Genomic DNA, 15,087 nt, shown 5'->3' with positions numbered 1-15,087 from the left:
TCACCTCACTTCTTCAGGAGTGGGCATTTGGATTCGGAGACCGGGCGGAAGGCGTCCTCGCCCTTCACGGTCTTGATGATCTCCAGATAGTCCCAGGGCTCCTTGGACTGCTCGGGCGTCTTGACCTTGGCCAGGTACATGTCGCGGATGACGCGGCCGTCCTCGCGCAACTTGCCGCCATGGACGAATGTATCCTCGATCGGCAGCTCGCGCATCTTCGCCATCACCTTGGCCGGATCGTCGGTGCCTGCGGCCTTGATGGCCTTGAGATAATGCAGCACCGAGCCGTAGACACCGGTGTGGATCATGGTCGGCATCACGTTGGTGCGTGCAAAGAATTTCTTCGACCAGGCACGGGTTGCCTCGTCCATGTTCCAGTAGGAGGCCGTGGTCATGTAGGTGCCCTGCGCGGCCTTCAGGCCGATGGCGTGCACGTCAGTATCGAACATCAGGAGGCCGACGAGCTTCTGGCCGCCCTGGACCAGGCCGAACTCGCCGGACTGCTTGATGGCGTTGTCGGTGTCCTGGCCGGCATTGGCGAAGGCGACGACGTCGGCTTTCGAGCTCTGTGCCTGCAGCGCGAAAGAGGAGAAGTCGGCAGTGTTGGTCGGATGCTTGACGCCGCCGAGCACCTTGCCGCCCATCTCGTTGATGAAGCGCGTGGCATCCTTCTCGAGCTGCTGGCCGAAGGCGTAATCCGCCGTGATGAAGTACCAGGACTTGCCGCCTTCCTTGATCACGGCCGAGGCCGTCACCTTCGACAGCGCGTAGGTGTCGTAGGTGAAGTGCACGGTGTTCGGGCTGCACAACTCGTCGGTCAGCGAGCTGGCGCCGGGGCCGGAGAGCAGGGCGATCTTGTTGCGCTCGCGCACCATGTTGTGCACGGCGATCGCAATGCCGGAATTGGGGATGTCGACGACGGCGTCGACCTTGCCGTTGTCGAACCAGCCGCGCACGATATTCACGCCGACGTCGGTCTTCATCTGATGGTCGGCGCTGATGATCTCGATCGGCTTGCCGAGCACGGTCGGCCCGAACTCTTCCACCGCCATCTTGGCCGCCTCGACCGAGCCCGGCCCGGAATTGTCGCGACCCCAGCTCGACAGATCCGTCAGCACGCCGATTCGCACCACGTCGTCGGAGACTTGCGCGGTGGCGGCCGTGGTCACGGCAGCTGAAGTCATGGCCGCGAGCATGGCGCAGGCCAAAAGCCCTCTCATCGTCGTTCCCTCTTCTTTGGGCCGCTTGGATGCGGCCGGTTGTTCTGAGGCTAAGTTAGATATTAGCAAATTAGTTTGTCAATAACGAAGAGTGGCTAGCTGGGCCTCCATGGCTGCCGCGAGGACTTGCGGAGAGGGGTGCACTGTTGTCTCAACAGCCGTCATTGCGAGCGAAGCGAAGCAATCCAGACTGTTTTCGCGGAGACATCCTGGATTGCTTCGTCGCAAGAGCTCCTGGCAATGACGGGCGTTGTGAGAGAAGCGACGGGAAAATCCCGCACGGTGATCTCGGCGGCGTGCAACACCCTCGCAAGTTGCAACCTTTATTGCGATTGGCCATGATGCCCGCTGGAATAAGGGGCGGATGGCATGGCGGCAGCAACGGGGGTCTCCGCTGCGGCGGAGAGGTCGACGACGGCGCATGTGGTGTGGGCGAGCGCGCTCGGCACTGCGATCGAGTGGTACGACTTCCTGATCTACGGCACCGCGGCCGCACTCGTGCTCAACAAGCTGTTCTTCCCGAGCTTCGATCCCTTTGTCGGCACGCTGGCGGCGTTCTCGACCTATGCGGTCGGCTTCGTCGCGCGGCCGATCGGCGGCGCGATCATCGGGCATTATGGCGACCGGCTCGGCCGCAAGACCATGCTGGTCGCGACCATGATCGCGATGGGGCTCGGCACTTTCCTGATCGGCTGCCTGCCGACCTACAGCCAGATCGGCGTGTGGGCGCCGATCCTGCTGGTGATCCTGCGCTTCGTGCAGGGCATCGGCCTTGGCGGCGAATGGAGCGGCGCAGTGGTCATGGTGGTCGAGCATACGGGCTCGAGGCGCGGCTTCTACGGCAGCTTGGTGCAGATTGGCTTTCCCGTCGGCGTCGCGGCTTCCACCGGCATCTTCGGACTGATGACGCAACTGCCCGAGGCCGACTTCCTCAGCTGGGGTTGGCGCGTGCCGTTCTGGATCAGCATTCTGCTGGTCGGCGTCGGTTTCATCGTGCGCATGAGGCTCGCCGAGACGCCGCACTTCAAGGCCGTGGTCGAGCGCAAGGAAGTCTTGGCGCAGCCGGTCTGGGACGTTCTGCGGCGCGACTGGCGCAGCTTTCTGCTCGCGATCGGCATCACGGTGTCGGAAGTCGGGCTCGCTTATCTCCTCACCGTCTTCACCGTGGTCTATGCCACGACGAAACTCGGCCTGCCGCGCCAGGTGATCCTGAATGCGGTGGTCTATGCCGCGCTCGTCGAGTTCGCGACGCTGCCGCTGGCCGGCTGGCTCTCCGACATCTTCGGCCGCAAGGCGCTCTATCTCGCCGGCGGCGTGTTCTCGGTGGCGCTGGCGTTTCCGCTGTTCTGGTTCCTCGACACCAGGGAGCCGGTGCTGATCACGCTGGCGCTGGTCGTCACCATGACGCTGACGCATGCGCTGCTGTTCGGGCCCAAGGCCGCCTTCATGCCGGAGCTGTTCCGCACCCAGGTGCGCTACAGCGGCGCCTCGCTCGGCGCAAATGTCGCAGCCGCCTTGAGCGGCGGCTTCTCCCCGCTGATCGCGGCCGCGCTGCTGGCCTGGGCCGGCACCTACTGGCCGGTGTCGCTCTACATCGTCGCGCTCTCGATCGTCACCATCGTCGCGACTTTGCTGGCGCCGGAGACCGCCCGCGAGGGATTAAGATCCTGAAAACCATTGCTCCGTCGTCCCTCCGCGGCCCCAAAATTTTTTTGGAGGGGTCCCTTGAAATCGCCGGCGGTTTTTCTAAGTCGTTTTTCGCCGCGAGAGCGGTGTGCCGGGCGCCAGATCGGGTCCGGCGCGGGCGCCGGGCCGGTCTTCGGACCCTGTCTGATACCCTGTCCTGCGCTCCTTCGTATCCATCTTGCTCTCAGGAGGACTTGGTTATGAGGACCAGTTTCGACTTTGCGCCCCTGTGGCGTTCCACCATCGGCTTCGACCACCTGGCCGACCTCGTCGACAGCACGCTGCGCCAGGCGACCGAGGACAACTATCCCCCCTACAACATCGAACGTTCCGGCGAAGATCACTACCGGATCAGCCTTGCCGTGGCGGGTTTCGGCGCCAGCGACATCACGGTGACGGCCGAGCAGAACGCGCTCACCATCGAGGGCCGGAAGCCCGAGACTGCTGCGCGTGAATACCTGTACCAAGGCATCGCCGCGCGTCCGTTCCGGCGCGTGTTCAATCTCGCCGACTATGTCCAGGTCAAGCAGGCCTCCTTCCAGGATGGTCTTTTGATCATCGACCTCGTCCGCGAGGTTCCGGAAGCCATGAAGCCGCGACGGATTCCGATCGCGGGTGGCACTCCTGCGGCATCGCAGATCGAGCAGAAGAAAGCAGCCTGAGCGCTCAATCGGTCCAGTGGCGGAACGCGGCGTGCGAAGCGCGCCGCGCTCCCCGATGCATCAAGGAGAGAACCATGGCTTTTCGTGACCTCATTCCCTGGTCTGGAAAACAGGAGCTTGCGCCTGCGCGCGACAATTTCGATCCCTTCCTGATGCTGCATCGCGAAATGAACCGTCTGTTCGACGACGTCTTTCGCGGATTCGGCGGGACCGGCCTGTCGCCGCTGATGGAAGGCCGCTTCGGCTGGCCGAAGGTCGAACTCGGCGAGACCGACAAGACGGTGACCGTCTCGGCCGAGCTTCCCGGCCTCAACGAGAAGGACGTCCAGGTCGAGATTGCCAACGGCGTCCTGACCGTGCGCGGCGAGAAGAAGGCGGAGCGCAACGGCGAAGGCCGGTACTTCACCGAGCGCTACTACGGCGCCTTCGAGCGGCAGATCCCGCTGGAGGGTGTCGATGAGGACAAGGCCGAGGCGTCGTTCAAGGATGGCGTCCTGACCGTGTCGCTGCCGAAATCCGAGAAGGCGCGCGAGGGCGTCAAGCGCATCGCGATCAACACGCATTAACGTGAAACCCGGGCGGCGGCGACTGGCGCCGCCGTCCTCGTCAACAAACCCGTCCCTTTGAAAGGAGCATGAGGGAGGCACTGCCAATGACCAACGTGAATGCCAATGCCGGCACTCTCAATCCGCTGTTTCATCCCGCCGCCCATTACGACTCGCCTGCCGAGGTCCTGAATGCGCAGGAGCTCTCGACGCCGGAGAAGCGCATCATCCTGTCGTCCTGGGCGTCCGACATGTATGCGGTGGAATCCTGTCCTGGCCTGCGCGAGATTCCCGGCATGAGCCATACGGTCCGGCTCGTCGAGATCCTGGCTGCCTTGCGCAAGCTCGACGGGGACAACGACAATGACGACCCGCCGCGCGGCGGCGGCGTCCCGATGCGGCTGCGGCGGCCATGGGCCGCCGTAGAGGGGCGAAGTGCATGATGCTCACGCAGACCGTTCTCGGACTCGTGCTGCTCGGCCAGGTCTCGGCGGCCTGGGCTGTTCCGTTTCTGGCTCTGCAGGGCCTTGTCGCCACGCCACGTGGCGAGAGCTGAGGCCAAAGTCTTCCATTCGATCCGAGGCAAGGTGGCAGGTGATGACGATGCGTGCTGTGCGTCCGTTCTTGCTGGCGATGCTGGTGCTGACGCTCACGGCGTCGCAGCCTGCCGCCGGCCAAATCCCCGATTTCAAGACCGGCGGCTCGGTGCCGACCTTGGCGCCGCTGGTGCGTCAGGTGACGCCGGCCGTCGTCAACATCTCGGTCCACGGCCGGGTGCGCGAGGACAATCCGCTCTATCGCGACCCGGTGTTTCGTGAATTCTTCGACGTACCCCGCCAGATCGAGAAGGAGGTCAGCGCGACCGGCTCCGGCGTGATTGTCGATGCCCAGCGCGGCTACGTGCTGACCAACAATCACGTGGTCGAAGGCACCTCCGCCGTGCAGGTCACGACCAAGAACGGCAGGCAGTTTTCCGCGAGGGTTATCGGGCGCGATCCGCCCACTGATATCGCGGTGCTCCAGCTCCAGAGCCCGGCCGGGCTCAAGGCGCTCGCCTTCGGCGACAGCGACGCGCTGGAGGTCGGCGACTTCGTGCTCGCGATCGGCAATCCCTTCGGCCTCGGTCAGACGGTTACGTCCGGTCTCGTCAGCGCGCTCGGCCGGACCGGGCTCGGCAAGCAGGGTTATGAGGATTTCATCCAGACCGATGCCGCGATCAATCCCGGCAATTCCGGCGGGGCGCTGGTCAGCCTGCGCGGCGAACTCGTCGGCATCAATTCCGCGATCATCTCGCCCGCCGGCGGCAATGTCGGCATCGGCTTTGCGATTCCCGTCAACATGGCGCGCAAGGTGATGGAGCAGATCATTGCCAATGGCCGGGTGGAGCGCGGCCGTATCGGCGTCTCGCTGAGGGAGCCACATCCATCGGTCAACAGAGGGCTGACCGAAGGCGCCGTCATCGCCGAGATCGCGGCGGATTCGCCCGCCGACAAAGCGGGCTTGCGGAAAGGCGATATCATCACCAGAGCGGATGATCGTCCGATCCGCACCGCCGCCCAGCTCCGCAATACGATCGGCCTCGCGCGCATCGGCGAGGATGTGAAGCTCGCCGGGCTGCGCAACGGTGTGCCGTTCGCGGTTGTCGTCAGGGTGGCGCCTGCGACGGAATCGAGCAGTGCGCTCGCAGGCCCCGGTCGCCTCGTCCGCTAAAAGCGCGATGAGATCAAGTTCGATCGGCGCCCCGAGGCACCTCTCCCGAAGGGAGAGGTCGGATCGCATCGTAAGATGCGATCCGGGTGAGGGGTTACAGTCTCAGCGATTGCTGCGGCCCCTCACCCGGATTGCTCTGGACGATGCTTTGCATCGCCGGGGGAGCAATCCGACCTCTCCCCTCCGGGGAGAGGTGAGCCCGATCCAGCCCAATTTCATCAGCCGCTCAGGCCGCGCGGTGATCCAGCCCGTCCTGCAGGTCCCGGATCAACCGGCGCTCGCGTTCTATGCGTTGCCGGAAGAGCTCGCGCTCGTGCTCGCTTTTCGCGCTTGCAAGCAGAAGCTCGTAATGGCCGATGACTTTCTCGCTGCCGCGGATGAGCAGCTCTCGCTGGCTGATCATTGCACCGCTCCCCGCACATCGATCGGCGCATGGGTCGCAGCGAAAGCCACGGGGAAGGTCGTCGCGCTCAAGCCCTCGAGCGCCGACCGCTCCTCTGCAAGCCGTCTCTCGATGAAATGACGCTCCAGCTCCGACAGCCTGGTCTTGAGCAGCCGCCGGTAGCGGTGGATGTTGTTGCGGTGCGCACGAATGCGGGCCAGATTCTCATCGAGCATCGTCGTCTCTCCAGACGGTCGCGTTTGATTCCTTGATTTTTGAGAGCGAGAAAGCGAGCTTTCTCGGCGAAAAAAATAGGCGGCCGGAATTGCGTGTCAAGAGGTTAGCGCGCGTGCCATGGTGCCGTGTGCGAGCATTGGCGCGGCCCTCGATTGGCTCTATGACTGTCGCCGACAACGATCGGCGAAATGCAGGGAGTGACGCCATGACAAGAACCAGCCGCCGTAGCGTGCTGACCGCCGCAGCCGCGATGACCGCGGCGGGTATCGCCGAAGCAACGCCGGCCGCAGCACAGGCCGCACCCAAGCCGATCTTTCCGGTGCCCATGGTGACGATCCCGATCGTCGGCGAGAGCCAGGTGTTTCAGGTCCGCCGCATCTACTGCATCGGCCGCAACTATGCCGCGCACGCGATCGAGCGCGGCTCGGATCCGAACCGCGAGCCCCCGTTCTTCTTCCAGAAGCCGACCGACGCGATCCAGAACGTGGCAATCGGGGAGGTCGCCGATCATCCCTATCCGTCGCTGACCAAGAACTATCATCACGAGGTCGAGCTGGTCGCCGCGCTGAAGTCAGGCGGCACCAACATCCCGGCCGACAAGGCGCTCGACCATGTCTATGGCTACGCGCTGGGCCTCGACATGACCCGGCGCGATCTCCAGAACGGCATGGCCGCGGAGAAGAAGCCGTGGGAGATCGGCAAGAGCTTCGATCACGCCGCGGTGCTCGGCCCGATCCATCCCGCGACCAAGACCGGCCATTTCGAGAAGGGCGCGATCTCGCTCGCCGTCAACGGCACGGTGCGGCAGAACTCGGACCTCAGCAAGATGATCTGGAGCGTCGCCGAGCAGATCGCAAAGCTGTCGGAAGCGTTCGAGCTCAAGGCCGGCGACATCATCTATTCCGGCACGCCGGAGAATGTCGGCCCGGTGGTGAAGGGCGACGTGCTTCTGTGCAAGCTCGAAGGCCTGCCTGACATGTCGATCAAGATCGTCTAGCGCGCGCGGGCCGCCGCCGGGAACCGGGAGCGCAGGCTCGGGTTCCATCGGCGATTGCCCCGTCTTGGGCCATAAACAAACCCGCTGTGGCCATATTTGAATAAGAGTGATCTCCCATGAGGGAGATGCTTCGATGAACAGGGCTCTGATCATTGCCATCCTGCTGCTGGCTGGCGAGCCGGCTAGCGCAATTGCGCAAGAGCGCGCCGGTTCTGCGGCGTTGGGCGCCGTGTCCGGTGCTGTCGTGCTCGGTCCGGTCGGTGCCGTCGCGGGCGCGGTGATCGGCTATACCGCCGGACCTTCGATCGCGAGATCATGGGGCTTGAGAGGCTCGTCGCGGTCGGCAAGACATCGGCAGCCCTCGCGTCGCGAGGCGTCCCCCGTTGCCGCGGCCAGCGCTCCGCCGCGCACGCGCCAGGCGATGGAAGCCAACGGTCAGATGAGAGCTGCAAGCAATCCGCCGGTGCAGGCCGCCCCCGCGGCGCAGCCGGCTCAAGCGGCGCCCGCGGAGACCACGATGCCGCCCGTTCAGGGATTCGAGTAGAGCGAGGCCCTAGCTCCGGCTGAGGATCTTCTGCGCGGCACGAAGGTGTGGCTTGTCGATCATCTGGCCGTCGAGCCGCAGCGTGCCGGAGTTCGGACTACTCGCGAACGCCGCGATCACCTTCTCCGCCCAGATGCGCTCGGCCTCGGTCGGCTCGAATGCCGCGTTGACGATGTCGACGTGCTTGGGGTGGATCAGCGCTTTCGCCGAAAACCCATCGCGCCGCGCCGCGCGCGTTTCCTGCTCGAGGCCTGCGAGATTGTCGATGTCGGTATAGACGGTGTCGATCGCTGCGACCTCCGCCGCGGCCGCCGCCATCAAGCAGAGATCGCGCGCCAGCCGATAGGGGCTATGGAATACGCCGCCGGTGGCCTTTTCGGTGGCGCCGAGTGAGGCCGAGAGATCTTCCGCGCCCCACATCAGGCCGGCGAGGCGAGGGGAGCAGTTCTTGTAGCTGCCGAGACCGAAGATCGAACTCGCGGTTTCGGTGGCGACGCAGACGATCCGCGTTGTGCCCACCGCGATGCCTGATGCCGCCTCGAGCGCTTCGAGCCAGGCCGCGACCTTTCGCACGTCGTCGCCGCCTTGCGATTTCGGCAGCACGATGCCGTCCGGCCGGCCCGGCATTACCGCGGCGAGATCGGTCAGCGTCATGCCGGTGTCGAGCGCGTTGACGCGGACATAGAACTGGTGCGGGCCCGGGCGGCTCTTCAACATCTCCAGCGTCAGGCTGCGCGCCTCCGGCTTCTTGTCGGTGACGACGGAATCCTCGAGATCGATGATCAGCGCGTCGGCCTTGCCTTCGCTCGCCTTCGCGAATTTGCGCGGGGAATCGCCCGGCACGAACAGCATGGAGCGCATCAGACCGGCCTCTCGTGCATCATCGCCATGCGGCGGCATTTGAAAAATCCTCGAAACAAGGCCCTGCCATCGCGCTTTCCTCCCTGCGAAATAACGGCGCGCCCGTTGCTTCGCGCCGCATGACGCTTTGCATCATACACGCACTTGACAGACAAATTCACGTCTATCTACTCAGTCTTCGAACCCAGGGAATGCTCGGGAGGGTGGGACAAGAACATGGATTTCGCGCTCACCGATCAACAGGAAGCCATTCGCGACGCCATCGCCAAGATCTGCGAAGGCTTTCCCGATGCCTATTGGCTGAAGAAGGACCACGACGGCGGCTTCCCGCACGATTTCCACAAGGCATTGGCCGATGCCGGCTGGCTCGGCATCTGCGTGCCGGAGGAGTACGGCGGCTCCGGTCTCGGCATCACCGAAGCTGCGATCATGATGCGGACCATCGCGGAATCAGGTGCCGGCATGTCCGGCGCCTCCGCGGTGCACATCAACGTGTTCGGACTCAATCCGGTCGTCGTGTTCGGCACCGAGGAGCAGCGCAGGCGCATGCTGCCGCCGATGGTCGAAGGCCGTGAGAAGGCCTGCTTCGCCGTCACCGAGCCCAATACCGGCCTCAATACCACCCAGCTCAAGACCCGCGCGGTCGCCAAGAACGACCGCTACATCGTCAACGGCCAGAAGGTCTGGATCTCCACCGCACAGGTCGCGCACAAGATCCTGCTCCTGGCGCGCACCACGCCGCTGGAGGAGGTGCGCTCGCCGACCCACGGCCTCAGCCTGTTCTACACCGATTTCGACCGCAACAGGATCAAGGTCCACGAGATCGAGAAGATGGGGCGCAAGATCGTGGATTCCAACGAGCTGTTCTTCGAGGATTTCGAGATCCCGATGGAGGACCGCATCGGCGAAGAAGGCAAAGGCTTCCAGTACATCCTCGAGGGCATGAACCCCGAGCGCATCCTGATCGCGGCCGAAGCCGTCGGTCTCGGCAAGCTCGCGTTGTCGCGCGCGACCGAATACGCCAAGACGCGCACCGTGTTCAACCGGCCGATCGGCAAGAATCAAGGCATCCAGCATCCGCTGGCGGTGAACTGGGTCGAGCTCGAGGCGGCCTGGCTGATGGTGATGTCGGCGGCGTGGCAATACGACAAGGGCATGCCTTGCGGTGCTGCGGCCAATGCCGCGAAATATCTCGCGGGCGAAGCCGGCTTCTCGGCCTGCGAGCAGGCCGTGATGACCCATGGCGGCTTCGGCTATGCCAAGGAATTCCACGTCGAGCGCTATTTGCGCGAAGTCCTGATCCCGCGCATCGCGCCGGTCAGCCCGCAGCTTGCGCTCAGCTTCATCGCGGAAAAGGTGCTGGGGCTGGCGAAATCTTACTAGATCTGATGGCACCAGCCGGACCGTCGCCCATATGGAGACGGTGACGACGCCCCGCGCCAGCTCAGTTCATCATTGAGAGTGACGGGCGTTGACTGTCGTTGGCCCCGATGATGCCCGGAAGCTCCTCAGCGCCGCCGGCAATCATGTCGGATATCCGCCAGAACAAATGGGCGAGGCGGCTGAACACCAGCCGCTCGCGCTCGGCGGCAACCGTTCCATCAGGAATCGTCACGGTTTCGAGGCCCACCACCTTCTTGAAATCCGGCCAGATCATCATCGATTGCGCGATCACGGAGTAGCAGCTCGGGGCCTCATCGTTCTCGTCCGGTGGCGACGGCAGCCCCGGATATTGCGTCGGCGCGGCGTAGAACTTGTAGGCGCCGTAGCCGAGCTGCAGCAGGAATTTCTCGGGGACCGCGACATCGGCGGCAAAGGACACCAAACGTGCCTCGCCCAGAATCTCCGGTTCGATGGCGCTGAGGTCCTGGGCGCGCAGCGCGGAGCAGAAGGCGAGTTCGCGATTGTGCTCGCGAAGCAGATTGGCCAGCGGCTGCTGCTGTTGCACGGTGTCGGTGAGCAGGATGATGGTCTTGAGCATCGCGCGATGGTCCTCAGGGGAAGAGATGGCGGGCGGTCATGACGGAATCGTCGGCCGCGTGGTGGGCAAAGAAGTCGTTGGCGATGTGCTGTCCCGGCGCGATCTCCAGGATGCGGTAGCGGGCCTGAGTCGCCGCCTCGCGCGCCGCGCCCACGTCGTCCTGCCAGGCGCAGAGCGACAGCTCGAGGCGGCCGTAGCCGCCGCAATCGGCGGCATAGGCGCCGGTCACGGCCTCCACAGTGGCGGCAACCGCGCCGGCGTTGGTGGCCGAGATGTCGCGCAGGATGACGGCGATGCCCTTGTCCGCTTCGGCTTTCGACGTCATCACCAGAAAGGCATCGCGCGCGCCGGTGCGGCCGGCGCGGCGGGCGGTGCGCACCAGGCCCGCAAAGGCAGGATCGGGCCCGAGATCGAGCGTCGTGGTCTGCTCGCCGTGCAGCACCGTGGCGCGCATCGCGCCGAGATCGCCCGCGAGGGCATGATAGGAGCGCGGCAGCCATACCGTGTCGAGCGGCACCTGCGAGGAGGTCAGGCTCCAGGCCTGATCGAGCAGATAGCCTTCCCAGATCGCAGGGTAGGATGCGGCGAGATGCTGCCACGTCCGCAGCAGCATCTCCGCAGCACTGGTGCGGCCGATATAGAGCGTCCGCGCCGACATCTCCCAGCGGTTCCATTTGTGGAGCGCGACGTCGCAGCCGAGAAAGCACGGCAGCAGCGGGGCCTCGCGGAGCACGGCGCCGGCCTCGACGAACAGCAGCGGCTCGCGATACCTATTCCACATGCGCAGCATGAACTCCGCTTTCTCGAAGCAGAGCAGGCGATCGCCGAGCTGGGCGTCGATCGGCTCGATGTGACTGGCGAGACCAAACCGCTCGAGCGAATGCCGGAGCGCGAAGGCCGCCGCCGCGTCGCTGCCGCGCGGGTAGCAAGAGACGACCCGTGGGCGGAGGGTGCAGGCAGCAGCGGCGGCGTGGAATTTCGACCAGCCGATGCCGCCCCACCACATCTCGTGCGGGCCATCCACCCCGCAGGGGCCGACGGTGCCGAACTCGGTCAGCTTGGATTTGAGGAAGTCGAAGCCGGGGTTTTCGCTCGAGGCAATGACGACGGCAGAGGCGGGATTGAGCGAGCGGTAGAAGAGCTCGGCGGCCGCGCCGCTGGGCGGCTCCTTCAGAATAACCACGCCGTTATGCCTGATACCGCCGCTGTCGTCGAGCGTCGGCGCGCCATACTGCCCGGTCAGCCAGTCGAGGCGTTGGCGTTGGGCGCGGCCAAGCCGGATGCCGCCGGATTGCAGGAGGTCATCAAGGTTTGCGTGCGTCCCCTCAGTCAATTCCGTGTCCCCTCGCGTCACCGCCCGGCCCTCGGGCCAGCCCTTGGATTTGAACGGCCGGGACGGTGCGATCAGGCGCACTATTTGAGGCAGGAGCCGAGCGGGTTGATCGCGACCGAATAGATCGCGATATCCTGCGTCATCGGAACCGTCGGAATCAGCAGGCAGGCATCTTCGGTCTCGACACGATAATGCGAGCCGGTCCGCTGCATGCCGGCATAGACGAGGCTCTCAGTGGGGATGCCGACCACCTCCTGGCTCTCGGCTGCGTCGCTGACGTCGTCGGCGGATTGGATGGTTACGCCAAGAAGCAGGCCTTCGGGAGCAAATTTCGGCAGCGGCAGCGCGATCATGGTGATGCCCATGGCGCGCGAGACCGGAATACGCAAGCGCAGCTCGCCGAGGCCGGTGCGGTAGAGGGTTGCGGTTTCCAGCGTCGCTTCGGCGTCGGTGCGGAACAACCCGACCTGGACCTGGCCGCAGGGGCTCTCCTCGAAGACATCAGCGGGCAGACGGTTGGCGCCGAACAGCGCGTAGAGATAGGCGTTCGATGGCGACAGGCTTGCAAAGCTGCCGGCAAGCCACATCGGCGGTGCCGCCGACGTGCAGGCGGCGGAGACGCCCCGGGCGGTTATCTGCCGGCGGACGAAGTCGCTGTCGATCATCGGAGCCAGCGCATGCGTGCCGAGATTGACGTCGTGCTTCAATCCGCCGAGCAGCGCCAGTTCGTCCTCGTCAGGCAGCAACAGCAAACGTGCCAACGTCGCCGCGCACCAGCGCGCCGCCACGTCGGGCGCCGTGTAGGGATCGAGACGCAAGTCGAGCGCGGCATCGCCGGCACTCTTCGCAAAGGCGATGCTGCCTGCCTGAATTTCCGCGGCAAGCGCGACCTGGCTGGCGGGGCGCGGATTGATCTCGCGCAGCACCCGGCCATTGTCATAGTCCCGGACCGAGCCATCGGCGGAGCAGCAGATCTGCTCCAGCAGTGCGACATTGCGGATCAGCATGCGCTTGATATGCGGCGTCACCACGAGATCGGAGATGAAGCCTTCCGCGCTGTCTTCTTCGGCAATATCGTCGAAAGCATCGTCGAGCGAGAGCAGATAGGTGCCATGGAGGCGGATCCTGATGCCCTCCATCTCGAAGACGCGGCGCAGCGCCTTCTGCACGCTGCCGGAATAACCGAGGTCCGCGAGCACGAGGTCGGTACAAGAGTCGAACTCAGGGACGGTGTGACGCAGATAAGCCAGCAGCCGTGTGCGTAAATCCGCAGCGAGGCCGACAATCTCGTTGGCATCCATCAGTTCCGGCAGCGCTTTGGCGAGATCCTCGCCCGGCGCTATTCCATTGGGATACCCCGCGAAGAACAAAGCGACTTTCCGCGGCAGGAACTTCATCATGTCGCCGAATGTCGGCGCGTCGATCTTCAACACCTTGCTGAGAAGGTCGATGAGCGGCTGCATGGTGTCGGCCGAGGCGATCAGGCTGACGCGCCGGTTGATCTCGAGGTAGGCCGATATGGCGCCGTGCAATTCCTGCCAGATCCGGTGCGGCAAGAAGCCGTCGCGACCGAGGAAGGCGAGGGCGACTTTTCGGCCGGGGCCCGCGACCTCCTGGCACCGCCGGGCGATGAAGGCGTCGAAGGCCGTCATGACAGGGCCGAGCACGGTCATGCCGAGATGAGAGGCCGGAGACTTCTCGGCGCTGCGCGCGGCGACCACGCGCCGCAAGGTCCGCGCGCCGTGATCGAGCCTGGACGGCGCACCGCCGCACAGCAATTCGAACAGCGCCGTCTCGCGCTGGAACTTGGAAGCCAGCTGCGGCGTCGCCTGCGGATAATAACGCGGACGAATGCCGTGGCGCTTCGCGCCCCTGACATCCACCCTGTCGTTGTCGCCGACGTGGAAGGAGGCGCCGGCATCGATCGCCTGCTCTGACAGATATTTTGCGAACAGCGCTTCGCCCTTGCCGCTGCCGTGGTCGCAGGAGGCGTAGAGGAAGTCCCAGCTCAGTCCGGGGCAGCACGCGCGCAGCAGCCGCGCCAGCCGATCAGAATCCCAATAGGTGTCGGAGATGAACCCGACGGGATGCCCGGCACGTTTCATGTCCAGATATTTCCCGACCATGTCCGGATTAGCGCGACAGAGCTCGAGCTCGGCTGCAAATTCCGATTCGATGAGATCGGTCAGATGATGCCGCGCAAGGCCGAACAGCCTGAACGGAAAGCCGGAATAGATTTCATCGATGCGAACTTCGCCCGTGCCGCGCGTCTGCTTCGCGGTTCTTCGCGCGCGTGCTTCGGCCTGGATACGATGCTGAACGAAACTTGCGGAAACATCAGGACATGTCCGTGAAATGCCGGAGAGCTCGTAAGTCCTTTCAAATACGCCATCCGGCGTCGTGCAGGCGCGCAGCAGAAATGTATCGAAAACATCGAACGACCAGGCAGAAACAATTTGCGCGCGCCGCTGCGCGCCGGCCGTTGCGATCGTCATGTGCACAGTCCCCGCCAATCAGATCAATTAACGTGCATCCTCACCAAGTCAGGCGGCATGCACGCGAAAAAAACTCGCGCGCGATTCAAAAACGCGCTCGTCGCGACTGACAGATTCAAAAAAATCGCTAGGTTCGAAAAAGGTGATTCGGAAAAAATTGCCGAGTGCGTGAAACGTCTCGCGTTCATTCACACTCGGAAACAATCGCTTCCTGGTGCGCTTCGCGCGCATCGCGTTTGATCACCTAGTGCCGCGTAATGTCAGCGTTTTCTCTCAACGACATCTGCTCAGGATGATTGATCCGCCATGGCGCGAGACGATGTGATGATTGCCGGTGCGATGCGCGAGGGGATCGCGCGCCCGGCAATTATTGCCCGATACTCGGCAAAACATACCGGCTAACATTTTGAAAAATAACAAAAATTCTTCGCCTG

Annotated in this window: 15 protein-coding genes; 8 read left to right on the top strand and 7 right to left on the bottom strand. The window is 64.2% G+C overall.

Annotated features, from left to right (window positions below; translation table 11 throughout):
* Window positions 1-5 precede the first annotated feature (5 nt).
* The gene (locus IF809_RS08635) at window positions 6-1,220 is read right to left on the bottom strand and encodes an ABC transporter substrate-binding protein (protein ID WP_128964511.1); all 1,215 of its coding nucleotides are present in this window, start codon (window positions 1,218-1,220) and stop codon (window positions 6-8) included.
* A gap of 369 nt (window positions 1,221-1,589) precedes the next feature.
* On the opposite strand from IF809_RS08635, the gene IF809_RS08630 reads away from it, so the two are divergent.
* The 5 genes from IF809_RS08630 to IF809_RS08610 all read left to right on the top strand — a co-directional run bounded on the left by IF809_RS08630 (window position 1,590) and on the right by IF809_RS08610 (window position 5,823).
* Entirely contained in the window at window positions 1,590-2,891 is a 1,302-nt protein-coding gene (locus IF809_RS08630; RefSeq protein WP_462837368.1) for an MFS transporter, read from the top strand.
* A gap of 215 nt (window positions 2,892-3,106) precedes the next feature.
* On the top strand, window positions 3,107-3,568 hold the full coding sequence (locus tag IF809_RS08625; RefSeq protein WP_128964514.1) for an Hsp20 family protein: 462 nt from the start codon (window positions 3,107-3,109) through the stop codon (window positions 3,566-3,568).
* Between the two features lie 74 nt (window positions 3,569-3,642).
* Window positions 3,643-4,134, top strand: a complete 492-nt coding sequence (locus IF809_RS08620) for an Hsp20/alpha crystallin family protein (protein WP_462837367.1) — start codon at window positions 3,643-3,645, stop codon at window positions 4,132-4,134.
* An 86-nt stretch (window positions 4,135-4,220) separates the two neighbouring features.
* Window positions 4,221-4,556 carry a hypothetical protein gene (locus IF809_RS08615; protein ID WP_128964516.1) on the top strand — a complete coding sequence of 112 codons (336 nt, stop codon included), beginning with the start codon at window positions 4,221-4,223 and terminating at the stop codon, window positions 4,554-4,556.
* Between the two features lie 151 nt (window positions 4,557-4,707).
* Entirely contained in the window at window positions 4,708-5,823 is a 1,116-nt protein-coding gene (locus tag IF809_RS08610) for a trypsin-like peptidase domain-containing protein (RefSeq protein ID WP_462837366.1), read from the top strand.
* A 226-nt stretch (window positions 5,824-6,049) separates the two neighbouring features.
* On the opposite strand, the gene IF809_RS08605 is transcribed toward IF809_RS08610, so the two are convergent.
* Together IF809_RS08605 and IF809_RS08600 are read right to left on the bottom strand one after the other, a co-directional pair.
* Window positions 6,050-6,226: a hypothetical protein gene (locus IF809_RS08605; RefSeq protein ID WP_462837365.1), complete on the bottom strand. Its 177-nt coding sequence runs from the start codon at window positions 6,224-6,226 to the stop codon at window positions 6,050-6,052.
* Window positions 6,223-6,441: a hypothetical protein gene (locus IF809_RS08600; RefSeq protein ID WP_462837364.1), complete on the bottom strand. Its 219-nt coding sequence runs from the start codon at window positions 6,439-6,441 to the stop codon at window positions 6,223-6,225. The genes IF809_RS08605 and IF809_RS08600 overlap by 4 nt, the downstream gene beginning before the upstream one ends.
* 206 nt (window positions 6,442-6,647) lie before the next feature.
* Here IF809_RS08600 and IF809_RS08595 point away from each other — a divergent pair, with 206 nt between their 5' ends.
* On the top strand, window positions 6,648-7,439 hold the full coding sequence (locus tag IF809_RS08595; RefSeq protein ID WP_128964519.1) for a fumarylacetoacetate hydrolase family protein: 792 nt from the start codon (window positions 6,648-6,650) through the stop codon (window positions 7,437-7,439).
* 133 nt (window positions 7,440-7,572) lie between these two features.
* Window positions 7,573-7,983, top strand: a complete 411-nt coding sequence (locus tag IF809_RS08590) for a hypothetical protein (protein ID WP_462837363.1) — start codon at window positions 7,573-7,575, stop codon at window positions 7,981-7,983.
* Window positions 7,984-7,992: 9 nt separating this feature from the next.
* Here the strand turns inward: IF809_RS08590 and IF809_RS08585 are convergent, their stop codons facing one another.
* Window positions 7,993-8,844: an HpcH/HpaI aldolase/citrate lyase family protein gene (locus tag IF809_RS08585; RefSeq protein WP_462837416.1), complete on the bottom strand. Its 852-nt coding sequence runs from the start codon at window positions 8,842-8,844 to the stop codon at window positions 7,993-7,995.
* Window positions 8,845-9,060: 216 nt separating this feature from the next.
* On the opposite strand from IF809_RS08585, the gene IF809_RS08580 reads away from it, so the two are divergent.
* Window positions 9,061-10,227 (top strand): acyl-CoA dehydrogenase family protein, encoded by a 1,167-nt coding sequence (locus IF809_RS08580; RefSeq protein WP_092297474.1) that lies wholly within the window; start codon window positions 9,061-9,063, stop codon window positions 10,225-10,227.
* Window positions 10,228-10,288: 61 nt separating this feature from the next.
* Here the strand turns inward: IF809_RS08580 and IF809_RS08575 are convergent, their stop codons facing one another.
* The 3 genes from IF809_RS08575 to IF809_RS08565 all read right to left on the bottom strand — a co-directional run bounded on the left by IF809_RS08575 (window position 10,289) and on the right by IF809_RS08565 (window position 14,653).
* On the bottom strand, window positions 10,289-10,825 hold the full coding sequence (locus IF809_RS08575) for a hypothetical protein (RefSeq protein ID WP_462837362.1): 537 nt from the start codon (window positions 10,823-10,825) through the stop codon (window positions 10,289-10,291).
* Between the two features lie 13 nt (window positions 10,826-10,838).
* Window positions 10,839-12,158: a hypothetical protein gene (locus IF809_RS08570; RefSeq protein ID WP_462837361.1), complete on the bottom strand. Its 1,320-nt coding sequence runs from the start codon at window positions 12,156-12,158 to the stop codon at window positions 10,839-10,841.
* A gap of 80 nt (window positions 12,159-12,238) precedes the next feature.
* On the bottom strand, window positions 12,239-14,653 hold the full coding sequence (locus tag IF809_RS08565; protein ID WP_462837360.1) for a hypothetical protein: 2,415 nt from the start codon (window positions 14,651-14,653) through the stop codon (window positions 12,239-12,241).
* Window positions 14,654-15,087: the final 434 nt, after the last annotated feature.

The organism is Bradyrhizobium sp. UFLA06-24 (assembly GCF_054967145.1).
This window is presented reverse-complemented; position numbering and strand designations above follow the sequence as displayed.

Bases quoted from the DNA above. Each gene is read 5' to 3' on its own strand.
- IF809_RS08635 (WP_128964511.1), bottom strand. From the start codon at position 1,220: ATGAGAGGGCTTTTGGCCTGCGCCATGCTCGCGGCCATGACTTCAGCT.
- IF809_RS08630 (WP_462837368.1), top strand. From the start codon at position 1,590: ATGGCGGCAGCAACGGGGGTCTCCGCTGCGGCGGAGAGGTCGACGACG.
- IF809_RS08625 (WP_128964514.1), top strand. From the start codon at position 3,107: ATGAGGACCAGTTTCGACTTTGCGCCCCTGTGGCGTTCCACCATCGGC.
- IF809_RS08620 (WP_462837367.1), top strand. From the start codon at position 3,643: ATGGCTTTTCGTGACCTCATTCCCTGGTCTGGAAAACAGGAGCTTGCG.
- IF809_RS08615 (WP_128964516.1), top strand. From the start codon at position 4,221: ATGACCAACGTGAATGCCAATGCCGGCACTCTCAATCCGCTGTTTCAT.
- IF809_RS08605 (WP_462837365.1), bottom strand. From the start codon at position 6,226: ATGATCAGCCAGCGAGAGCTGCTCATCCGCGGCAGCGAGAAAGTCATC.
- IF809_RS08600 (WP_462837364.1), bottom strand. From the start codon at position 6,441: ATGCTCGATGAGAATCTGGCCCGCATTCGTGCGCACCGCAACAACATC.
- IF809_RS08595 (WP_128964519.1), top strand. From the start codon at position 6,648: ATGACAAGAACCAGCCGCCGTAGCGTGCTGACCGCCGCAGCCGCGATG.
- IF809_RS08590 (WP_462837363.1), top strand. From the start codon at position 7,573: ATGAACAGGGCTCTGATCATTGCCATCCTGCTGCTGGCTGGCGAGCCG.
- IF809_RS08585 (WP_462837416.1), bottom strand. From the start codon at position 8,844: ATGCGCTCCATGCTGTTCGTGCCGGGCGATTCCCCGCGCAAATTCGCG.
- IF809_RS08580 (WP_092297474.1), top strand. From the start codon at position 9,061: ATGGATTTCGCGCTCACCGATCAACAGGAAGCCATTCGCGACGCCATC.
- IF809_RS08575 (WP_462837362.1), bottom strand. From the start codon at position 10,825: ATGCTCAAGACCATCATCCTGCTCACCGACACCGTGCAACAGCAGCAG.
- IF809_RS08565 (WP_462837360.1), bottom strand. From the start codon at position 14,653: ATGACGATCGCAACGGCCGGCGCGCAGCGGCGCGCGCAAATTGTTTCT.